Source organism: Flavobacterium sp. NG2 (assembly GCF_034119845.1).
Lineage (GTDB): Bacteria > Bacteroidota > Bacteroidia > Flavobacteriales > Flavobacteriaceae > Flavobacterium.
In genome coordinates this window covers 2,523,680-2,539,673 of record NZ_CP139420.1, presented here as the reverse complement: position 1 = coordinate 2,539,673, position 15,994 = coordinate 2,523,680, and the positions used below count along the sequence as shown (strand labels likewise).

Below are 15,994 nucleotides of genomic sequence, written 5' to 3'. Positions count from 1 at the left end.
ATATTAATTTAATTGCGACTATGCTTTTGACTAAACTTCATATACCATCTCTGGGGAAGAATTTAATTCAACGTTCCTATCTTTTTAAAAAATTAAACGAAGGTCTCAATCGCAAATTAATTCTTATTTCAGCACCTGCCGGATTTGGCAAGACTACCCTTATAAGTGATTGGATCAATGAATACAAGATTTTAACAGCATGGGTTTCATTAGAAAAAGGAGATAGTGATCCAGTAGAATTTTTGAATTATATAATCGCAGGTATTCAAACTATTAGTTCAGAATTTGGGCAAAGTGCAATGATGCTTTTAAATTCTCCCGACAAACCTAATTATAAGTCTATTACCAATTTGCTTCTGAATGATATGCTGCAAATTAGTCAAAATATTTTATTAGTACTTGACGATTTTCATTCGACTGATTCAAGTGAAATAACAAAAATAATAGCTGATTTACTGGAATGCATCCCCAATAATATTCATATTGTAATCTCAACCCGATCAGACCCAGCACTTCTTTTAGCTAGGTTAAGAAGCCAACAGCAACTTGTTGAATTGCGATCATCAGATCTTGGTTTTTCGGCAAATGATATTTATGTTTTATTTAATAAAAAATTAAGAATTGGCATATCACGTGATGATGCTAATTCACTTGAGACCAAGACGGAAGGCTGGATTGCTGGCCTACAACTTACAGCATTATCATTACAAGAGCGTAAGGATGTTTCTGGATTTATTCAAGACTTAAATGGAGATAACCGATATATTATGGATTATCTGATTGAGGAAGTGCTTAAAATCCAATTAGATGATATCAAAGAATTCTTGTTGCAAACATCAATATTAGAAAGATTCTCTGCCTCCTTGTGTAATTCCATTTTAGATAGAAATGATAGTCAGATAATTATTGAGAAGCTGGAAAATAATAATTTATTTGTTATCCCGCTGGATTCAGAAAGGAAATGGTACCGGTATCATCATCTCTTTGCTGATTTGTTAAAACAGAAACTTTTACTAAAAGATAAAACTTTAGTTGAAAATCTTCATAGAAAAGCCGCTAAATGGTTTGAAGATAATGAGATGTATGATTTAGCAATAGATCATACTTTAGTCATTAAAGATTACGTAAAAAGTATTCAATTACTTGAACGGGTAGTTGAGAATATGTGGAAAAACGGTCTTCATTCTGCTATTTCAAGTTATGGTGGATTGATTCCACATGATGTTATAAAATACAATCCTGAATTTTGTTTATATTATTCGTGGATATTAATTAATCATGGAGAAATTCAAAAGGCCGAACCACTTTTGAAATTTGCTCAAAAAATAACCAATGATAAAATACTGGATAAAATAACCAAAAAAAAGGAAGTTGAAAATTATATAAAATTACAGGGGAAAATTGCGGTTGCCTTTGCCCATTTATATTCAAATCTACAGAAACCAGAGATAATATTAGATTATTGCCAAATAGCCTTTCAAAATCTTTACAAGGAAGATACCTTATGGCTGGGTTGGGCTTGGAATTCTAAAGGTATTGCAGAATTGAATAAAGGAAATATCAGGCAAGGTATAGATGCATTGATTATTGCTTTAGAATACGCAAAAAAATCGGGGAATCTATATCTTATTTCATCAGCAGCTTCATCTCTATCCTACCACGAGTCAATCTTTGGTCAGTATAAATCCGCATATAAACGCTGCTCCGATCTTTTGGATTTTATGAAGGAAAAAGGATATTCGGAGATTGCGAAAGCAGAATGGACTTATGCAGGAATATTTACTATGATGTCCGTTACAGAATGTCTTTGGGCCGATTTTGATAAAGCTTTGAAAAGTGTAGAAACGGCATATAATCTATGTAAAAATGAAAAGAATATTACTCAAAAAATAATAGCGTTACTGGCGTATTCATATATTTTGCATGCTCATGAAGATAAAACTGGAGCTGTAAATAAATTAAATGAATTAGAGGGAGTACTGAAACAATTTAAGATCTCACCTTATATTATTACAACTTATGTTGGATGGAAAATATACTTACTAATTGAAGCATCGCAACTTGAGAAAGCAAATGATTTTGTTAAAGAATGCGGATTGGAAATTAATGGAGAGATTTCCTATCAAAATGAACATTCCTATCTTAATTTTGCGCGTTTATTGATTGTGCAATATCAATTTGATGAAGCAACATCCATTCTAACTAAAATATTCACGTTAGCAAGTACTGGTGGTAGAATTGAAACACTGGTTCAAGTTGAAATTCTATATACTATCCTGAATATAATGACCGGTTTTCAGAATAAAGCTATTAGAAGCTTAATTGCCGCGATGGAATATGCAGCTGACGAGGATTTAATAAATTATTTTCTTTTTGACTTAACTACTACAAATAAAATATTGGGAGAAGTTTATAAAATACAAGCTACAACCCAAACAAAAATTCCCAAAACATTTATTGACAAACTTAAGTACGCAATAAATAAAAAGCAAAATCGTGTGAAAAATTATGCGAATTTTGAATTAAGCGACCGTGAACTGGAAACACTAAAACTTATTGCTCAAAACTTAACGAATCTGGAAATTGCGGATAAACTGTTTGTTTCTGTCAACACTGTTAAAACACACTTAAAGAATATCTACATTAAACTTGATGTAAACAGCCGGTCTAAAGCTGCTACGAAAGCAAAAAAAAATCAATTGATTTAGTAATAACTCTTCATACTAGATTGTCTTCACGAAATTATTTACCCATAAAATCACCCAAACGGGTGATTAATCTCATGTGGGTACATCATACTTTTGTCTTGTAGTTAATTCTTCAGAATATGCAAAACATGACAAAAATAACGGTCAAAGGACATCTAGATAAAAAATGGAAAAAATCCTTTGATGGGATGAATGTCTCTTATGATGGAGACAATACGGTTCTTTCTGGAAAAATTAAAGATGAAGCATTTATGCATGGAATTCTTAACCGGATAAGGGATTTAAACCTGAAACTTATTTCTGTTTTTACATCTTAAAATTAAAAATAATCACTTAAAAATAAAAAAAATGAAAAATAAAAATTCATGGTATGGACTTCTCATTTTGTTGGCAATCAGTTTCCATGTGAATGCACAAGATGTCAAACAAGATAGTACCTACAGAAAGTGGTTTGTTGGAAGTTCACTCTTTATGTTAGGAAATTTTGACAAAACAAACAACCCAGAGTACATACAATTAAATCTTGGTTATAGAATTACACCAAAAGATGTTGTTTCCTTTGATTTTAAAAGGTCTGTTTATGCTTGGCCATTAGGTATTTCTTTAGCATCATCATCATTTGATAAACCTGGAGAAGGCTATCCTGGACATGCACGAATCCTTGCACCTACAATAGGATACCAACGTTTTTTGTGGAAAGGACTTTTTACATCTGTTCATGCATTGAATGCTTTTGAAAAATATTATGATAGTAATAAAAATGCGATTGGAAATGGATATACGTTATATCTGAACTTCCATTTGGGTTATCAGTTTAAGTTTTTTAAAAATCGGTTCTTTTTTGAACCAGCTATTGCATGTAGTTATTGGCCTGTAAGAACTGGTGTTCCAGAATCTTTTAAAGTAGTAGAAAAAAAATGGGATAACTCCGTTTTTCAACCTGGCCTTAATTTCGGGTATAATTTTGATTTTAAAAAGAATAAATAATTACTACAATGAAAAAAATTAACCAAAAAATCGTCATTTATTCCGTTTTATTATTGCTCGCGACATTTCTTAATTCGTGTGGTATCGGTCACGCCTATGTAACCAACCACAATCAAAACGCTACTGAGGTGCGCTTAAGTGAGAACAACTTCAAAGTAATTGATCAAGTAAGCGGAAGTTCGAAGACGTCTTATGTATTAGCAATTGGAGGTATGAACAAAAGGCAATTATACGAAAATGCATATTCAATAATGATGAAGAAAGCCAACTTAATAAATGGTTCCAAAGCAGTAATCAACGTGATGACAGAGGAACACCTCAGCGGGTTTGCCCCTTTCTTTGTCAGGAGAACTATAACGGTGAATGCCCAAGTAGTTGAATTTACTAGGTAAGTTCAAATAAAAGAGCTGTTTACTATTTTAGAACATACTGAAATGCCTCATGGATTTAAACAAAAAGATGACAAGAAGCCAAAATACACGCCTGAACAAGTGCTGAATTTTGAGTATAATTTTTAAAATGATAATTTATGAATATACAAAAAACAACACAAAATTCACTGGAAGACATCAAAGTCAGTTTAAAATTGAAGCTTGCTACATTGTGGGCGAGTTTCATGTTTCTCTATACTTATGTCGATTATTTTCACTTATATATGCCTGGTACTATAAAAGATATATTGGCAGGAAAAGTATTTGTATTTGATATTTCATATATCTTTCTGCTGATAGCAATGATTTTTGTAACAATTCCAGTTCTAATGATTTTCCTTTCTGTTGCCCTGCCAGCTAATGTAAATCGCTGGACAAACATAATCGTGGCTATGGTATTTATTCCTTATATGTTGTTTAATTTGGTAGGAGAGGCTTGGGTGCACATGTATTTTGCTGCGGCTGTAGAAGTCGTTCTACTTGGACTAATTATCCGTTATGCATGGAAATGGCCTCATATTGAAGCATGAAAAATTATTTAAACGCAAAATTTATTAAAAGTATAGATAGTAATATTAATTAGTATTAAAACGAAAACTGCTTTTTTCTTGATAAAAAAAAACGGTTTTAACTTACTCATATTGCGATGATTCTTTTCACTAAAAAAATAAAATTGTCAATAACTCTACCAAAAAGAATTTAAAACATTCTCCTTTAAGAAAGTAGTTACTTAAAGGCATACCCCCACTTATTTATTAAATGCGTACTTACTTATAAGCAAAGTCGATTAATTGCTTTTGTTTAACAAATATTTGCCAAAAAAAATAAATTATTAGTTTATGAAATTAAAATCTGTTTTTTTAAGAATGTATTTTTTACTCCTTGTTACGACTCAATTTTCTTGCACAGAAATTGCCCCAAATCAACTAGGAGCTTTAGTTCTCAAAAACGTTGATCAAGAAGCAACATTATCCTCACTTTCTGTTAACGAAACTATACTACACGCAAAAACTTTTAGAAATCCACATTATTTTACAAATATAATTCAATAAAAAGAATCCAATTAAAATGAAAACAAAACATAAATTATTAACTCTGTTATTCTTTCTTTCTCTAGTTTCTCATGCACAGAAGGTCACGATTAGTGGAACAATAAAAGATATTAAAACAACAGAAACACTAATCGGCGTTAATGTTTATATTGATGAATTAAAAACCGGAACAAACACAAATGAATATGGTTTTTATTCTTTAACAGTGCCCACAGGAGACTATACGCTTAGAATGAGTTATGTGGGTTTTAAAACTATTGAGGTAAAAATAAATTTATCACAAAGTATAAAAAAAGACTTTTCACTTGATGAAAATGAAAACTCATTAAATGAAGTTATTGTTACAAACGATAAAAAGAAATCTGAAATTAAAAGTACCGAAATGAGTGTCAATAAACTCTCAATTCAAACCATAAAAAAGATACCAGTCATTCTAGGTGAGGTTGATATTATAAAATCGATTCTTCAATTACCTGGTGTTACAAATGCAGGTGAAGGACAATCAGGTTTTAATGTAAGAGGAGGAAGTACCGATCAAAATTTAATATTACTAGATGAGGCTACTGTGTATAATTCATCTCATTTATTTGGTTTTTTCTCCGTATTTAATGCTGATGCCATCAAAGATTTAAAATTGTACAAAGGAGGAATTCCTTCCCGATTTGGCGGTAGACTTTCATCGGTTCTAGACATCTATCAAAAAGAAGGAAATAAAGAAGAATACAGATATTCTGGAGGTATCGGAATTATTTCTAGTAGATTATTAGCCGAAGGACCACTATCAAAAGGAAATGGGTCATTCTTAGTTGCAGGTAGAGCCTCGTACGGGCATTTATTTTTGAAGTTATCTGACAATAAAAACTCGGCTTCATTTTACGATTTGAATACAAAATTAAACTATCGAATAAACGACCAAAATAAATTATTCCTTTCGGGCTATTTTGGACGAGATGCATTTGATTTGAATGGAATTTTTGTAAATACCTATGGTAATTCATTCATGAATCTACGATGGAATCATTTGTTTTCAGATAAATTATTTTCAAATTTATCTTTAATCTATAGTGACTATTATTATGGTTTGGATTTTAATTTACTTGGTTTTAATTGGGATAGTGGTATTCAAAACTATAATTTAAAATACGATTTTAAACACTATTTAGGCAATGCTACCAAATTAACCTATGGGATTAATTCTCAATATTATAAATTTAACCCAGGAACAATCAACCCTACAACAGCAGATTCTGGAATTAACAAAAAACAGTTAGACAAAAAATTTGCCATAGAAACAGCTTTGTATTTTGATGTAGATCAAGAAATCAGCAATAAAATATCGGTAAATTATGGACTAAGGTACAGTACATTTTATCGCCTTGGTAAACAAGAACTCAACATATACCAAAATAATCAAGCAGTACTTTTTAATCCTGAATTCAACATATATGAAAAAGCGACTCCAATAGGTACAAAAAACTATGGTAAAAATGAAACAATAGCAGACTTCAATAATTTAGAACCACGTCTAGCAATTTCATACGCTATTAATGATGAGCAGTCTATTAAGGCAAGTTACAATAGAATGGCACAATACCTACATCTTATTTCTAATACGCAATCACCTACTCCATTAGATATTTGGGCACCAAGTGATGATTTTTTTAAACCACAGTTGTTAGACCAATTTGCTTTAGGATATTTTAAAAACTTTAATAACGATAGGTATTCTTTAGAAATTGAAACCTTTTATAAAAAAATAAAAAACCGTGTAGATTACATTGATGGTGCAGAATTAATTGCTAATAATAATGTTGAACAACTTATTTTGAACGGAAACGGCAGGTCATACGGATTAGAATTTATGTTAAAAAAGAATACCGGAAAATTTAATGGTTGGGTATCCTATACACTGTCAAGAGCAGAACAACAAACACCTGGCAGAACAGCTACAGAAACCGGAATTAACGATGGTAAATGGTACAAATCAGGTTTTGATAAATTACATAACCTATCCATTACTTCAACTTATTTATTGAATAACAAATGGAGTTTTGGTTCTGTATTTAGTTTACAATCAGGACAACCTGTAACGTATCCAAATGGACAATACGAATATGGAGGCATTATCATTCCTAGTTTTGGTAATAGAAATGAAGAAAGATTACCTACGTACCATCATCTGGACTTGTCAGCTACCTATACACCTAAACCTAATAAGCAAAAAGGATGGCAAGGCGAATGGATATTTAGCATCTATAATGTGTATAACCGACAAAATGCTGCTTCCATAAACTTCAGACAAAATGTAGATACAGGCATAAATGAAGCAGTTAAGTTTTCCATTTTCGGGGCTGTTCCTGGTATTACTTACAATTTTAAATTTTAAAAATTACCCAAAAGAAATCATATAAAAACACTTATTATGAAAAAGATACTATTGTTTATATTCTTCACTTGTTTAACGAGTTGTGAAGAAGTTGTAAATGTAAATTTATCTACAGCAGAACCTAAACTTGTTGTAGATGCAACCATTAATTGGAACAAAGGGACAACTGGCAATGTTCAAACCATAAAACTTACTACTACAACAGGATACTATCAAAGTGAGATTCCAAAAGTTTCTGGAGCGATTGTTTTTATTAAAAATAGTTCCAATCAAGTATTCAATTTTACAGAAGATATTAATTCTTCTGGAAATAGTGGTCAATATAAATGTGTGGATTTTATTCCGCAATTAAATGAAACCTACACTTTGACTGTTTCTTATGGTGGACAAAGCTATAGTGCCACTGAGAAATTATTACCTAGTCCGGTAATTACTGATGTTGAACAAAGAGACGACTTGGGTTTTAATAGTGATGAAATTGGTTTAAAGATAAATTTTAATGATTTCCCAAATCAAATTAATCATTATTTAACTCGATTTGATTCGGCTTTCCATCCATTTCCAGAATACCAAACCATCCCTGATGAATTTACAGAAGGAAAAAACATGGCAGCTCTATATTCCAATGAAAAACTCAAAAAAGGAGATGTCATAAATATATCATTAATGGGAATTTCTAAAACTTTCTATAACTATATGACTATTGTTTTATCTAATGCCAATCCTAGTGGTCCTTTTCAAGCGCCACCAGCAAAAATTAGAGGAAATATTGTAAACCAAACTGACAAAAACAATTATGCCTTAGGGTATTTCAGATTGGGTGAAGTAGAGAAATTAGAATATAGTGTGGAGTAATTTAATACCTATTAAACCTATGGATGTATTAAAATATGTTATAACAAAAGATAATGAACCTATTCTATTTAGTATAAAAATACTACACTCAGAAATTAAAAATGATAGTATTAGAGCTGGTTTTCTAATCATTCTTAATGGTTCTAAACCTCGCCAATACACAGTAAGTTGTTTTGGAGAAAGTAGTACGTTAAAACTGAAATCTGACAAAGTAAAAGATAAAACTATTATTGAAAGCTTTTTAAATTCTATTATTAGTTATTAAAATTAGATGATCACTTCAATCAAGGTCGGAAAATTACTAAGACAATCCAATATTTGCCTTATAAAAATAATAATAAACTTCGAACGAATATTCAGTAATTGGAATTCGGAGACATATTCACAACAAGTAAATTTTATAATAACCTTAAAAAAAAAAGAAAATGAACAAAATTAAATTATCAATTACCTGTCTTACAATTTTTTCAATGTCTATTACAGCTCAAATCCAAAAAGGAACAAACCTAGGGGATATAGGTTTAGGTTTATCTTCATATGGCACTCCTATACACCTAGGATTTGAACATCTTGTAACTAATGAAATCGGTGTTGGATTGGCTGTAAATTATACCTCCTATAAGGACAATGATTATTTAAATGATTACAAATGGTCATTTATTTATGGTGGTATAAAAGGGAACTATCACTTTAATAAAGTACTCAATATTGACTCAAAATTTGATGTTTATGGAGGTTTAACACTTGGATACTGGAAAGCGACACTAAAAGATGAAAACACCATATCTCACACCAGTTTGGGTAATTCTGCCTTTTTTTCTGGACAAGTTGGCGGTCGTTACTTTCTTACAGATAAATTCAATGTTTTCTTAGAAGCTGGAGGGGGGAATATTTCAGGATTAACAGCAGGTGTATCTTTAAAATTTTAATAAAAACTATATATAGAAAATTATGAAAACAATGAATGTAATAAAAACAGTTATCTCTCTTTTGACTTTAACCCTAATAATTTCTTGTAGTAAGGATGATAATGGTACATCATCTGACAGTAGGAATGTTAAATATGAAGTGTCTGGAACCGCTATTGGTACCTTTGATATAACCTATATCACAGGGTCTAGTTCAGGGTCAAATGCAGTCCCTTCTGTTTTGCCATGGACAAAAGAAATAGTAGCACCAGATGGTTTTTTTGCTCCCACAATTAATGCCTCAGTATTTGGTGCGACTCCTGGCAAAACCTTGACCGCCAAAATATATGTGGGTGGCGTGGTCAAAAAAGAACAAACAGAAATAGTGCAATCAAACGGAATGGCTATTATTGGAGGGCTTCAATATGTTTTAAAATAGTAAACAACAAGGATAAATGCCTTGATAAATAGTTTCTTATATAATTTACTAGAAAGCTTTTTAAATAAATGGAACAGACTATGAAACAAGAAACACAAATACTTGAGTGCGAGAAAAGACTTTTAGAGGCTATGAAAAATAGCGATATTAAAGAACTGGATGATTTATTGCATGATGATTTAATTTTTAATATTCCAAATGGTCAAAGCATTACCAAAGACATAGATATTCAAAATTATAAATCAGGAATTATGTCTGTTTCTGAAATAATTGTACTCAATCAAAATATAAAATGTAACACAAAAAATGCAACTGTTATTACAACAATTTATTTGAAAGCTAAATATGGTGAACAACTAGTAGAAGGCAAGTTCAGATATTGTAGAGTATGGATACCAACCGTAAATTCTTGGAAAGTTATTGAGGGAAATGCAATTCAAATTTAGGTCAAACAGTTTACATTTTCTAAACTAAATTATAAGGTAAATTTTTCAAAACTTTAAGTAAAACAAGTATTTAATTAGCATTAAGAAATTATAAAAATGGTAGAAATATTTAAGACAAATATCATTAATAAGGAGCAAATAAAACGGGTTGTTAATAAAATACAAGAAAAATTCCCGTATTATAAAATTGATTTTGACATTGATGATTGCGACAAAATTCTAAGAATAGAAAATACCAACAATAAAATCGATTCAGAACAGATTATTAATGTGGTAAGTGGATTAGGCTTTTTTATAGATATTTTGGCTGATACCCACAATCAAGAATAGATTTAAGAAAAATAACCTATTGAAATTATTGAAAAAAGTTAAAAAGGCTTCGGAAATAAAACCGAAGCCTTTTTTTAATTCCGTAATTTCTAAAAAAAAAATCAAATCAACCTGTTTATTTCATTCTATAAAAACCATCTTTTTTCTAATCTTGCAGACAAATATCCCCTGTTTGAATAATATATTTTCGGGTGAAATTAAAATCTTAGAATATTGTGCTTCTAAATATCTAAATTTGAAGTTATGAAAAAATCAATTGTTATTTTCTTAAACCTGTTTTTTTGGTTGTGTTATGTACTTTTAATACTAATTATTTTGGTTGTATTTTATAATGCAAAAGACACAGCCATTCAAACAACCGAATTTATTAACGCCTTGAATTCGGTTTTACTCTTTTCATTTGTTCCGTCCTTGATTACATTTTATGTTTGTTATTGGGTGGTTTTTCCAAAATTTCTACAACAAAAAAAGTATTTGTTGTCACTGTTTTTTGGTTTGTTATCCTCGTTGGGAGCGGCCGTCATGGCTTATGTTTTAATGCGGTATTTGATAGAATCGGGCCAACTAATTGACCTAGATAATGGGGGCAAAAACGGCAGGTCAACCGCTGGTAGGGTTATCTTGATAATGAGTTTTATTGCTGCCATTGCGGGTTTGGTGGCATTTGTGCTCAAGGGGTTTGTAACTTGGGTGAATGAAATAAAATTGAAAGAAGCACTCAAACAAAAAAATCATGAAACAGAAATGGCTCTGATAAAATCCCAGTTAGACCCTCATTTTCTATTCAATACCTTGAATAATATAGATGTGCTTATTTTAAAAGACGCCACTGTGGCTTCTAATTATTTAAACAAATTGTCGGATATTTTGCGGTTTATGCTTTACGAAACCCAAACGGATGAAATTTTTCTTAAAAAAGAAATTGAATATATAGAAAAATATATAGCGTTGCAGAAAATAAGAACAACAAATACCAATTTTGCAACATTTGAGGTTCAGGGCAATCCTGATAATTTAAAAATTGCTCCCATGGTTTTTATTCCATTTATAGAAAACGCTTTTAAACACAGTACCAACAAAAAAATTGACCAGGCTATAAAGGTGCAAATACAAATTGAAAAGGAGCATATTATATTTTTATGCGAAAATAAATTTAATCCCAACCAAAAATTAAAACAAGAAAAATTTGGTTTGGGTAATGTATTGATTCAAAAACGCTTAGATTTGATTTATCCAAAACAACATACTTTAGAATTAAACAATCAAGTCGATTTTTATACCGTAAAATTAATCATCAATAATGGATAAACTATCTTGCATTATTATAGAAGACGAACCTTTGGCTCTTGAGAGAACCAAAGGTTTTGTGCTTAAAATTCCTTTTTTAAAGCTGTGTGGCACTTTTGACAATGCCCTTGATGGACTTTCTTTTTTAAAATCAAATACAGTTGATTTGCTTTTTTTAGACATTAATATGGACGAATTATCTGGTATTGAGTTACTCGAAAGTTCAAAAATAGAAAGTGAAGTCATTATAACCACAGCCTACCAAGAATATGCTTTAAAAGGATATGAACTAAATGTTGCTGATTACTTATTAAAACCCTTTACTTTTGAGCGGTTTTTGAAAGCCGTAAACCGAGTACAGGAAAGTAAAACCCAACCAATAATTGCTCAACACGATTATATTTTTGTGAAAACAGAAAATAGGCTCGAAAAAATAAATTTAAACGACATTTTGTTTATAGAAGGCATGAGGGATTATCGTAAAATTCACACCATCAATAAACGAATCATGACTTTGCAAAATTTTGGCGAATTGGAGCAAATAATCCCCTCGACATTAGTTTGCCGAGTACACAAATCCTATATGGTGGCTATTAATAAAATAGAATCTGTAGAACGCAAGCGAATAAAAGTTGCCAATACAATCATTCCGATTTCAGAAACCTACAAAGACCTTTTTTTTGAATTAATTAAGAATAAAATATAAGTCTCCATTTAATGCTTGCAGACTTTTTATACCCGTTTGCAGGCATCTTTATGTGCTTTGCATAACAATATTGTAGCATTGGTTTTAATCATAGAATTTTGTCTAAATAAATGTATCAATTTAGACAAAATCATTATGGACACAAAACTAATTTATCTCTTAACAGCATTCTTGCTACTTTTTTTTGGTACTGTATTTTCGCAAGAAACCAATGCCAAAGAATTGCTAAAACCAAAATTTACTTTGAGCGGCGTTGTTTCTGACGGTAAGAACAACGAAAACTTAATTGGCGTAACTCTTTATTTTCCTGAACTCAAAACAGGCACTACAACCAATGAGTATGGTTTTTATTCCATAACAATTCCAGAGGGCAGTTATACGGTTCAAATAAGCAATCTGGGGTTTCAAACCCTAGCAACCAAAGTCAATCTGGACAAAAATATTAAAACTAATTTCAGCCTTTTTGCAATTGAAGAAGTGCTAAACGAGGTTGTAATCTCTGAGAGTAGAAAAACAAACATTTCTAAACCCGAAATGAGTGTCAACAAGCTCTCAATAGCTGCTATAAAAAAAATGCCCGTTGTTTTGGGCGAAGTTGATGTACTCAAATCCATCTTGTTGCTACCCGGAGTTACAAATGCTGGCGAGGGAGCTTCTGGTTTTAATGTTCGTGGCGGTGGTGCAGACCAAAATTTAATACTCTTGGACGAAGCTACAATTTTTAACTCCTCTCATGTTTTTGGTTTCTTTTCTGTTTTTAATCCAGATGCTATAAAGGATTTAAAATTATACAAAGGCGGCATCCCCGCAAGATATGGCGGCAGGGCATCTTCGGTTTTGGATATTTATCAAAAAGATGGCAGCAGTACGGGTTTTCATCTCAACGGAGGTATTGGGTTAATCTCCAGTAGATTATTGGCCGAGGGGCCAATTGTAAAAAACAAAGGCTCTTTTCTTATTGGTGGTCGTGCCTCTTATGCGCATTTGTTTTTAAAACTTTCTGAAGAACAAAAAAATAATGCTGCTTATTTTTATGATTTGAACGCGAAATTTTCTTATAAATTAAATGCAAATAACAATGTCTATTTGTCGGGTTATTTTGGTCGAGATTTGCTTAGTATAAGCAAAAGTTTTTCCAATACTTATGGCAATTCAACCTTTAACTTGCGCTGGAATCATTTGTTTCATAATAAATTATTTTCAAACTTATCCTTAATTTTTAGCGATTATTATTATAAAATAGGCATTGACTTGGCTGATTTTGAATGGAAATCTGGAATTAAAAATTACAATATCAAATATGATTTTAAGAATTATGTTTCTGATTCATTCAAATTAAATTTTGGTGTCAATGGTATTTATTATGATTTTAATCCAGGTACAGTAGCACCAACAACTGCAAATTCGGGGATAAATTTTAATCAATTTGACAAAAAATATGCTTTTGAACCCGCTATTTATCTTGATGCCGAACAGCAACTTTCTAACAAAATAGCCCTTTCTTATGGCTTGCGTTATAGTTTGTTTTATAGATTAGGGCAATCAACAATAAATAGATATGCCAATGACCAACCCGTAGCTTATAATCAAAATACGCAAACCTATCAAAAAGCGACCCCTATTGCAACCCAGTTTTATGACCAAAACAAAACCATTCAAAGCTATAATAACCTAGAACCAAGAATGTCTATCGCTTATCAATTGACCGAAAATCAATCAATAAAAGCGAGTTATAATAGAATGGTGCAATACCTACAATTAGTTTCAAATACTTCTTCGCCTACACCGCTAGATGTTTGGATGCCCAGTGATAATTATATAAAACCACAAATTGCAGACCAAGTTGGCTTGGGGTATTTTAAAAACTTTAATACAAACAAATATTCTCTTGAAATTGAAACTTTTTATAAAAAAAACCAAAACAGAATGGATTATATTGATGGAGCAGATTTGGTTGCCAATGAGGCCATTGAGCAAGTTATTCTAAACGGACAAATGCGTTCGTATGGTTTAGAGTTTTTAATCCGAAAAAATGAGGGAAAATTGACCGGTTGGATTTCTTATACTTTATCAAAATCGGAACAACAAACACCGGGCAGAAATAGTTCAGAAATTGGCATAAACAACGGCCAATGGTACCATTCGGCCTACGACAAATTACACAATATTGCTGTTACAAGTTCTTACAACTTAAATAAAAAATGGAGTTTTGGAGCCAATTTTATTCTCCAATCCGGGCAACCCGTAACCTACCCAAATGGTCAATACACCTACCAAGATATTCTAGTGCCAAGTTATGGATTAAGAAACGAAAATAGATTGCCTGCCTATCATCATTTGGATATTTCGGCAACCCTTACGCCTCATAAAAACAATAATCGAAATTGGAAAACAGAATGGGTTTTTAGTATTTACAATTTGTACAATCGCCAGAATACTGCTTCCATCAATTTTAAACAAAATCTGGATACTGGGAATAATGAAGCCATCAGAACTTCAATTTTTGGGATGGTTCCGGCCATTAGCTACAATTTTAAATTTTAAAAAAATATATATTATGAAAAATACAATAAAATTTATAACCCTACTAGTAACAGTTTTACTGTTTAGTAGCTGTACAGAGGTGGTTGAGGTTGCGCTCAAAACGGCCGAACCAAAATTGGTTATTGACGCTTCTATCACTTGGCAAAAAGGAACTGCTGGAAATAATCAAACCATCAAATTATCCAAAACAACAGATTATTATACCAATAGTATTCCTGCAGTTTCTGGTGCAACGGTTTTTGTAAAAAACAGTTCGAATGTTGTTTTTAATTTTATAGAAAAATCAAATACAGGGGTTTATGAGTGCGCCAATTTTGTTCCTGTGATTGATGAGCGATATTTTTTGACCATCATTAGTGAAGGTCAAACTTATACCGCCACCGAAACTTTAAAATCTGTAGCTGCAATAACCACAGTAACTCAAGAAATTCAGTCCGGATTTGGAACTAATTTTTTGAAATTAAAAACATTTTTTAATGACCCCGCCAATACCGAAAATTATTACCTCTACAAATTCAAATTCTCAAAAAACGCTAAACCACAATATGCTTTAGATGACGACCTTTTTTTTGAAGGAAACACTTTTTTTAGTTTAATTCTCGAAGAAAACACAAAAGCCGGCGAGCAAGTAGCGATAACGCATTATGGTGTCTCAAAAGATTATTTTGATTATATGAATATTCTATTAAACGCATCAGGTTCTTTGGGTTCTGGCCCTTTTCAATCGCCACCTGTAACAGTAAAAGGGAATATTATCAATCAAACAAATTCAGAAAATTACCCTTTTGGCTATTTTAGATTGAGCGAAGCCGATGTAAAGAATTATACCATTCAATAAAAAAAAGCTTGATGATGAAAGTAAACCTTAGTGAATTATCTTAAAATAAATACGAAGTATAGAAAAATTTAGTACTC

17 protein-coding genes are annotated in these 15,994 nt (G+C 31.4%); all 17 read left to right on the top strand.

Features of this window, described 5'->3' with window-relative positions; translation table 11 throughout:
• The first annotated feature begins 20 nt into the window (after nt 1-20).
• Nucleotides 21-2,708 carry a LuxR C-terminal-related transcriptional regulator gene (locus SLW70_RS10515; RefSeq protein WP_320888321.1) on the top strand — a complete coding sequence of 896 codons (2,688 nt, stop codon included), beginning with the start codon at nt 21-23 and terminating at the stop codon, nt 2,706-2,708.
• Nucleotides 2,709-2,827: 119 nt separating this feature from the next.
• The gene (locus tag SLW70_RS10510; RefSeq protein ID WP_320888320.1) at nt 2,828-3,025 is read left to right on the top strand and encodes a hypothetical protein; all 198 of its coding nucleotides are present in this window, start codon (nt 2,828-2,830) and stop codon (nt 3,023-3,025) included.
• A 31-nt stretch (nt 3,026-3,056) separates the two neighbouring features.
• Nucleotides 3,057-3,695, top strand: a complete 639-nt coding sequence (locus SLW70_RS10505) for a hypothetical protein (protein WP_320888319.1) — start codon at nt 3,057-3,059, stop codon at nt 3,693-3,695.
• A gap of 8 nt (nt 3,696-3,703) precedes the next feature.
• On the top strand, nt 3,704-4,087 hold the full coding sequence (locus tag SLW70_RS10500) for a DUF6567 family protein (RefSeq protein ID WP_320888317.1): 384 nt from the start codon (nt 3,704-3,706) through the stop codon (nt 4,085-4,087).
• Nucleotides 4,088-4,311: 224 nt separating this feature from the next.
• Nucleotides 4,312-4,656: a DUF6326 family protein gene (locus tag SLW70_RS10495; RefSeq protein WP_320888315.1), complete on the top strand. Its 345-nt coding sequence runs from the start codon at nt 4,312-4,314 to the stop codon at nt 4,654-4,656.
• Between the two features lie 309 nt (nt 4,657-4,965).
• A complete protein-coding gene (locus tag SLW70_RS10490) occupies nt 4,966-5,178 on the top strand; it encodes a hypothetical protein (protein WP_320888314.1) in 213 nt (70 codons plus the stop codon).
• A gap of 16 nt (nt 5,179-5,194) precedes the next feature.
• The gene (locus tag SLW70_RS10485) at nt 5,195-7,564 is read left to right on the top strand and encodes a TonB-dependent receptor (RefSeq protein WP_320888312.1); all 2,370 of its coding nucleotides are present in this window, start codon (nt 5,195-5,197) and stop codon (nt 7,562-7,564) included.
• Nucleotides 7,565-7,600: 36 nt separating this feature from the next.
• A complete protein-coding gene (locus tag SLW70_RS10480; RefSeq protein ID WP_320888310.1) occupies nt 7,601-8,419 on the top strand; it encodes a DUF4249 domain-containing protein in 819 nt (272 codons plus the stop codon).
• Nucleotides 8,420-8,438: 19 nt separating this feature from the next.
• Nucleotides 8,439-8,684, top strand: coding sequence for a hypothetical protein (locus SLW70_RS10475; RefSeq protein ID WP_320888309.1), 246 nt, complete (start codon nt 8,439-8,441; stop codon nt 8,682-8,684).
• A 160-nt stretch (nt 8,685-8,844) separates the two neighbouring features.
• Nucleotides 8,845-9,348: an outer membrane beta-barrel protein gene (locus SLW70_RS10470; RefSeq protein ID WP_320888308.1), complete on the top strand. Its 504-nt coding sequence runs from the start codon at nt 8,845-8,847 to the stop codon at nt 9,346-9,348.
• A 22-nt stretch (nt 9,349-9,370) separates the two neighbouring features.
• Entirely contained in the window at nt 9,371-9,766 is a 396-nt protein-coding gene (locus tag SLW70_RS10465; protein WP_320888307.1) for an MmpS family transport accessory protein, read from the top strand.
• Between the two features lie 80 nt (nt 9,767-9,846).
• Nucleotides 9,847-10,212: a nuclear transport factor 2 family protein gene (locus SLW70_RS10460; RefSeq protein WP_320888306.1), complete on the top strand. Its 366-nt coding sequence runs from the start codon at nt 9,847-9,849 to the stop codon at nt 10,210-10,212.
• 96 nt (nt 10,213-10,308) lie between these two features.
• On the top strand, nt 10,309-10,542 hold the full coding sequence (locus SLW70_RS10455) for a hypothetical protein (protein ID WP_320888304.1): 234 nt from the start codon (nt 10,309-10,311) through the stop codon (nt 10,540-10,542).
• 243 nt (nt 10,543-10,785) lie between these two features.
• Entirely contained in the window at nt 10,786-11,850 is a 1,065-nt protein-coding gene (locus SLW70_RS10450) for a sensor histidine kinase (RefSeq protein WP_320888302.1), read from the top strand.
• Nucleotides 11,843-12,535, top strand: a complete 693-nt coding sequence (locus SLW70_RS10445) for a LytTR family DNA-binding domain-containing protein (protein WP_320888300.1) — start codon at nt 11,843-11,845, stop codon at nt 12,533-12,535. The genes SLW70_RS10450 and SLW70_RS10445 overlap by 8 nt, the downstream gene beginning before the upstream one ends.
• A gap of 135 nt (nt 12,536-12,670) precedes the next feature.
• Complete coding sequence (locus SLW70_RS10440; RefSeq protein WP_320888298.1) at nt 12,671-15,079, top strand: TonB-dependent receptor; 2,409 nt, start codon at nt 12,671-12,673, stop codon at nt 15,077-15,079.
• Nucleotides 15,080-15,092: 13 nt separating this feature from the next.
• Entirely contained in the window at nt 15,093-15,917 is an 825-nt protein-coding gene (locus SLW70_RS10435) for a DUF4249 domain-containing protein (protein ID WP_320888296.1), read from the top strand.
• The last annotated feature ends 77 nt before the right edge of the window (nt 15,918-15,994 follow it).

Coding starts and splice junctions, on each gene's coding strand:
- SLW70_RS10515 (WP_320888321.1), top strand. CDS start 21: ATGCTTTTGACTAAACTTCATATACCATCTCTGGGGAAGAATTTAATT.
- SLW70_RS10510 (WP_320888320.1), top strand. CDS start 2,828: ATGCAAAACATGACAAAAATAACGGTCAAAGGACATCTAGATAAAAAA.
- SLW70_RS10505 (WP_320888319.1), top strand. CDS start 3,057: ATGAAAAATAAAAATTCATGGTATGGACTTCTCATTTTGTTGGCAATC.
- SLW70_RS10500 (WP_320888317.1), top strand. CDS start 3,704: ATGAAAAAAATTAACCAAAAAATCGTCATTTATTCCGTTTTATTATTG.
- SLW70_RS10495 (WP_320888315.1), top strand. CDS start 4,312: ATGTTTCTCTATACTTATGTCGATTATTTTCACTTATATATGCCTGGT.
- SLW70_RS10490 (WP_320888314.1), top strand. CDS start 4,966: ATGAAATTAAAATCTGTTTTTTTAAGAATGTATTTTTTACTCCTTGTT.
- SLW70_RS10485 (WP_320888312.1), top strand. CDS start 5,195: ATGAAAACAAAACATAAATTATTAACTCTGTTATTCTTTCTTTCTCTA.
- SLW70_RS10480 (WP_320888310.1), top strand. CDS start 7,601: ATGAAAAAGATACTATTGTTTATATTCTTCACTTGTTTAACGAGTTGT.
- SLW70_RS10475 (WP_320888309.1), top strand. CDS start 8,439: ATGGATGTATTAAAATATGTTATAACAAAAGATAATGAACCTATTCTA.
- SLW70_RS10470 (WP_320888308.1), top strand. CDS start 8,845: ATGAACAAAATTAAATTATCAATTACCTGTCTTACAATTTTTTCAATG.
- SLW70_RS10465 (WP_320888307.1), top strand. CDS start 9,371: ATGAAAACAATGAATGTAATAAAAACAGTTATCTCTCTTTTGACTTTA.
- SLW70_RS10460 (WP_320888306.1), top strand. CDS start 9,847: ATGAAACAAGAAACACAAATACTTGAGTGCGAGAAAAGACTTTTAGAG.
- SLW70_RS10455 (WP_320888304.1), top strand. CDS start 10,309: ATGGTAGAAATATTTAAGACAAATATCATTAATAAGGAGCAAATAAAA.
- SLW70_RS10450 (WP_320888302.1), top strand. CDS start 10,786: ATGAAAAAATCAATTGTTATTTTCTTAAACCTGTTTTTTTGGTTGTGT.
- SLW70_RS10445 (WP_320888300.1), top strand. CDS start 11,843: ATGGATAAACTATCTTGCATTATTATAGAAGACGAACCTTTGGCTCTT.
- SLW70_RS10440 (WP_320888298.1), top strand. CDS start 12,671: ATGGACACAAAACTAATTTATCTCTTAACAGCATTCTTGCTACTTTTT.
- SLW70_RS10435 (WP_320888296.1), top strand. CDS start 15,093: ATGAAAAATACAATAAAATTTATAACCCTACTAGTAACAGTTTTACTG.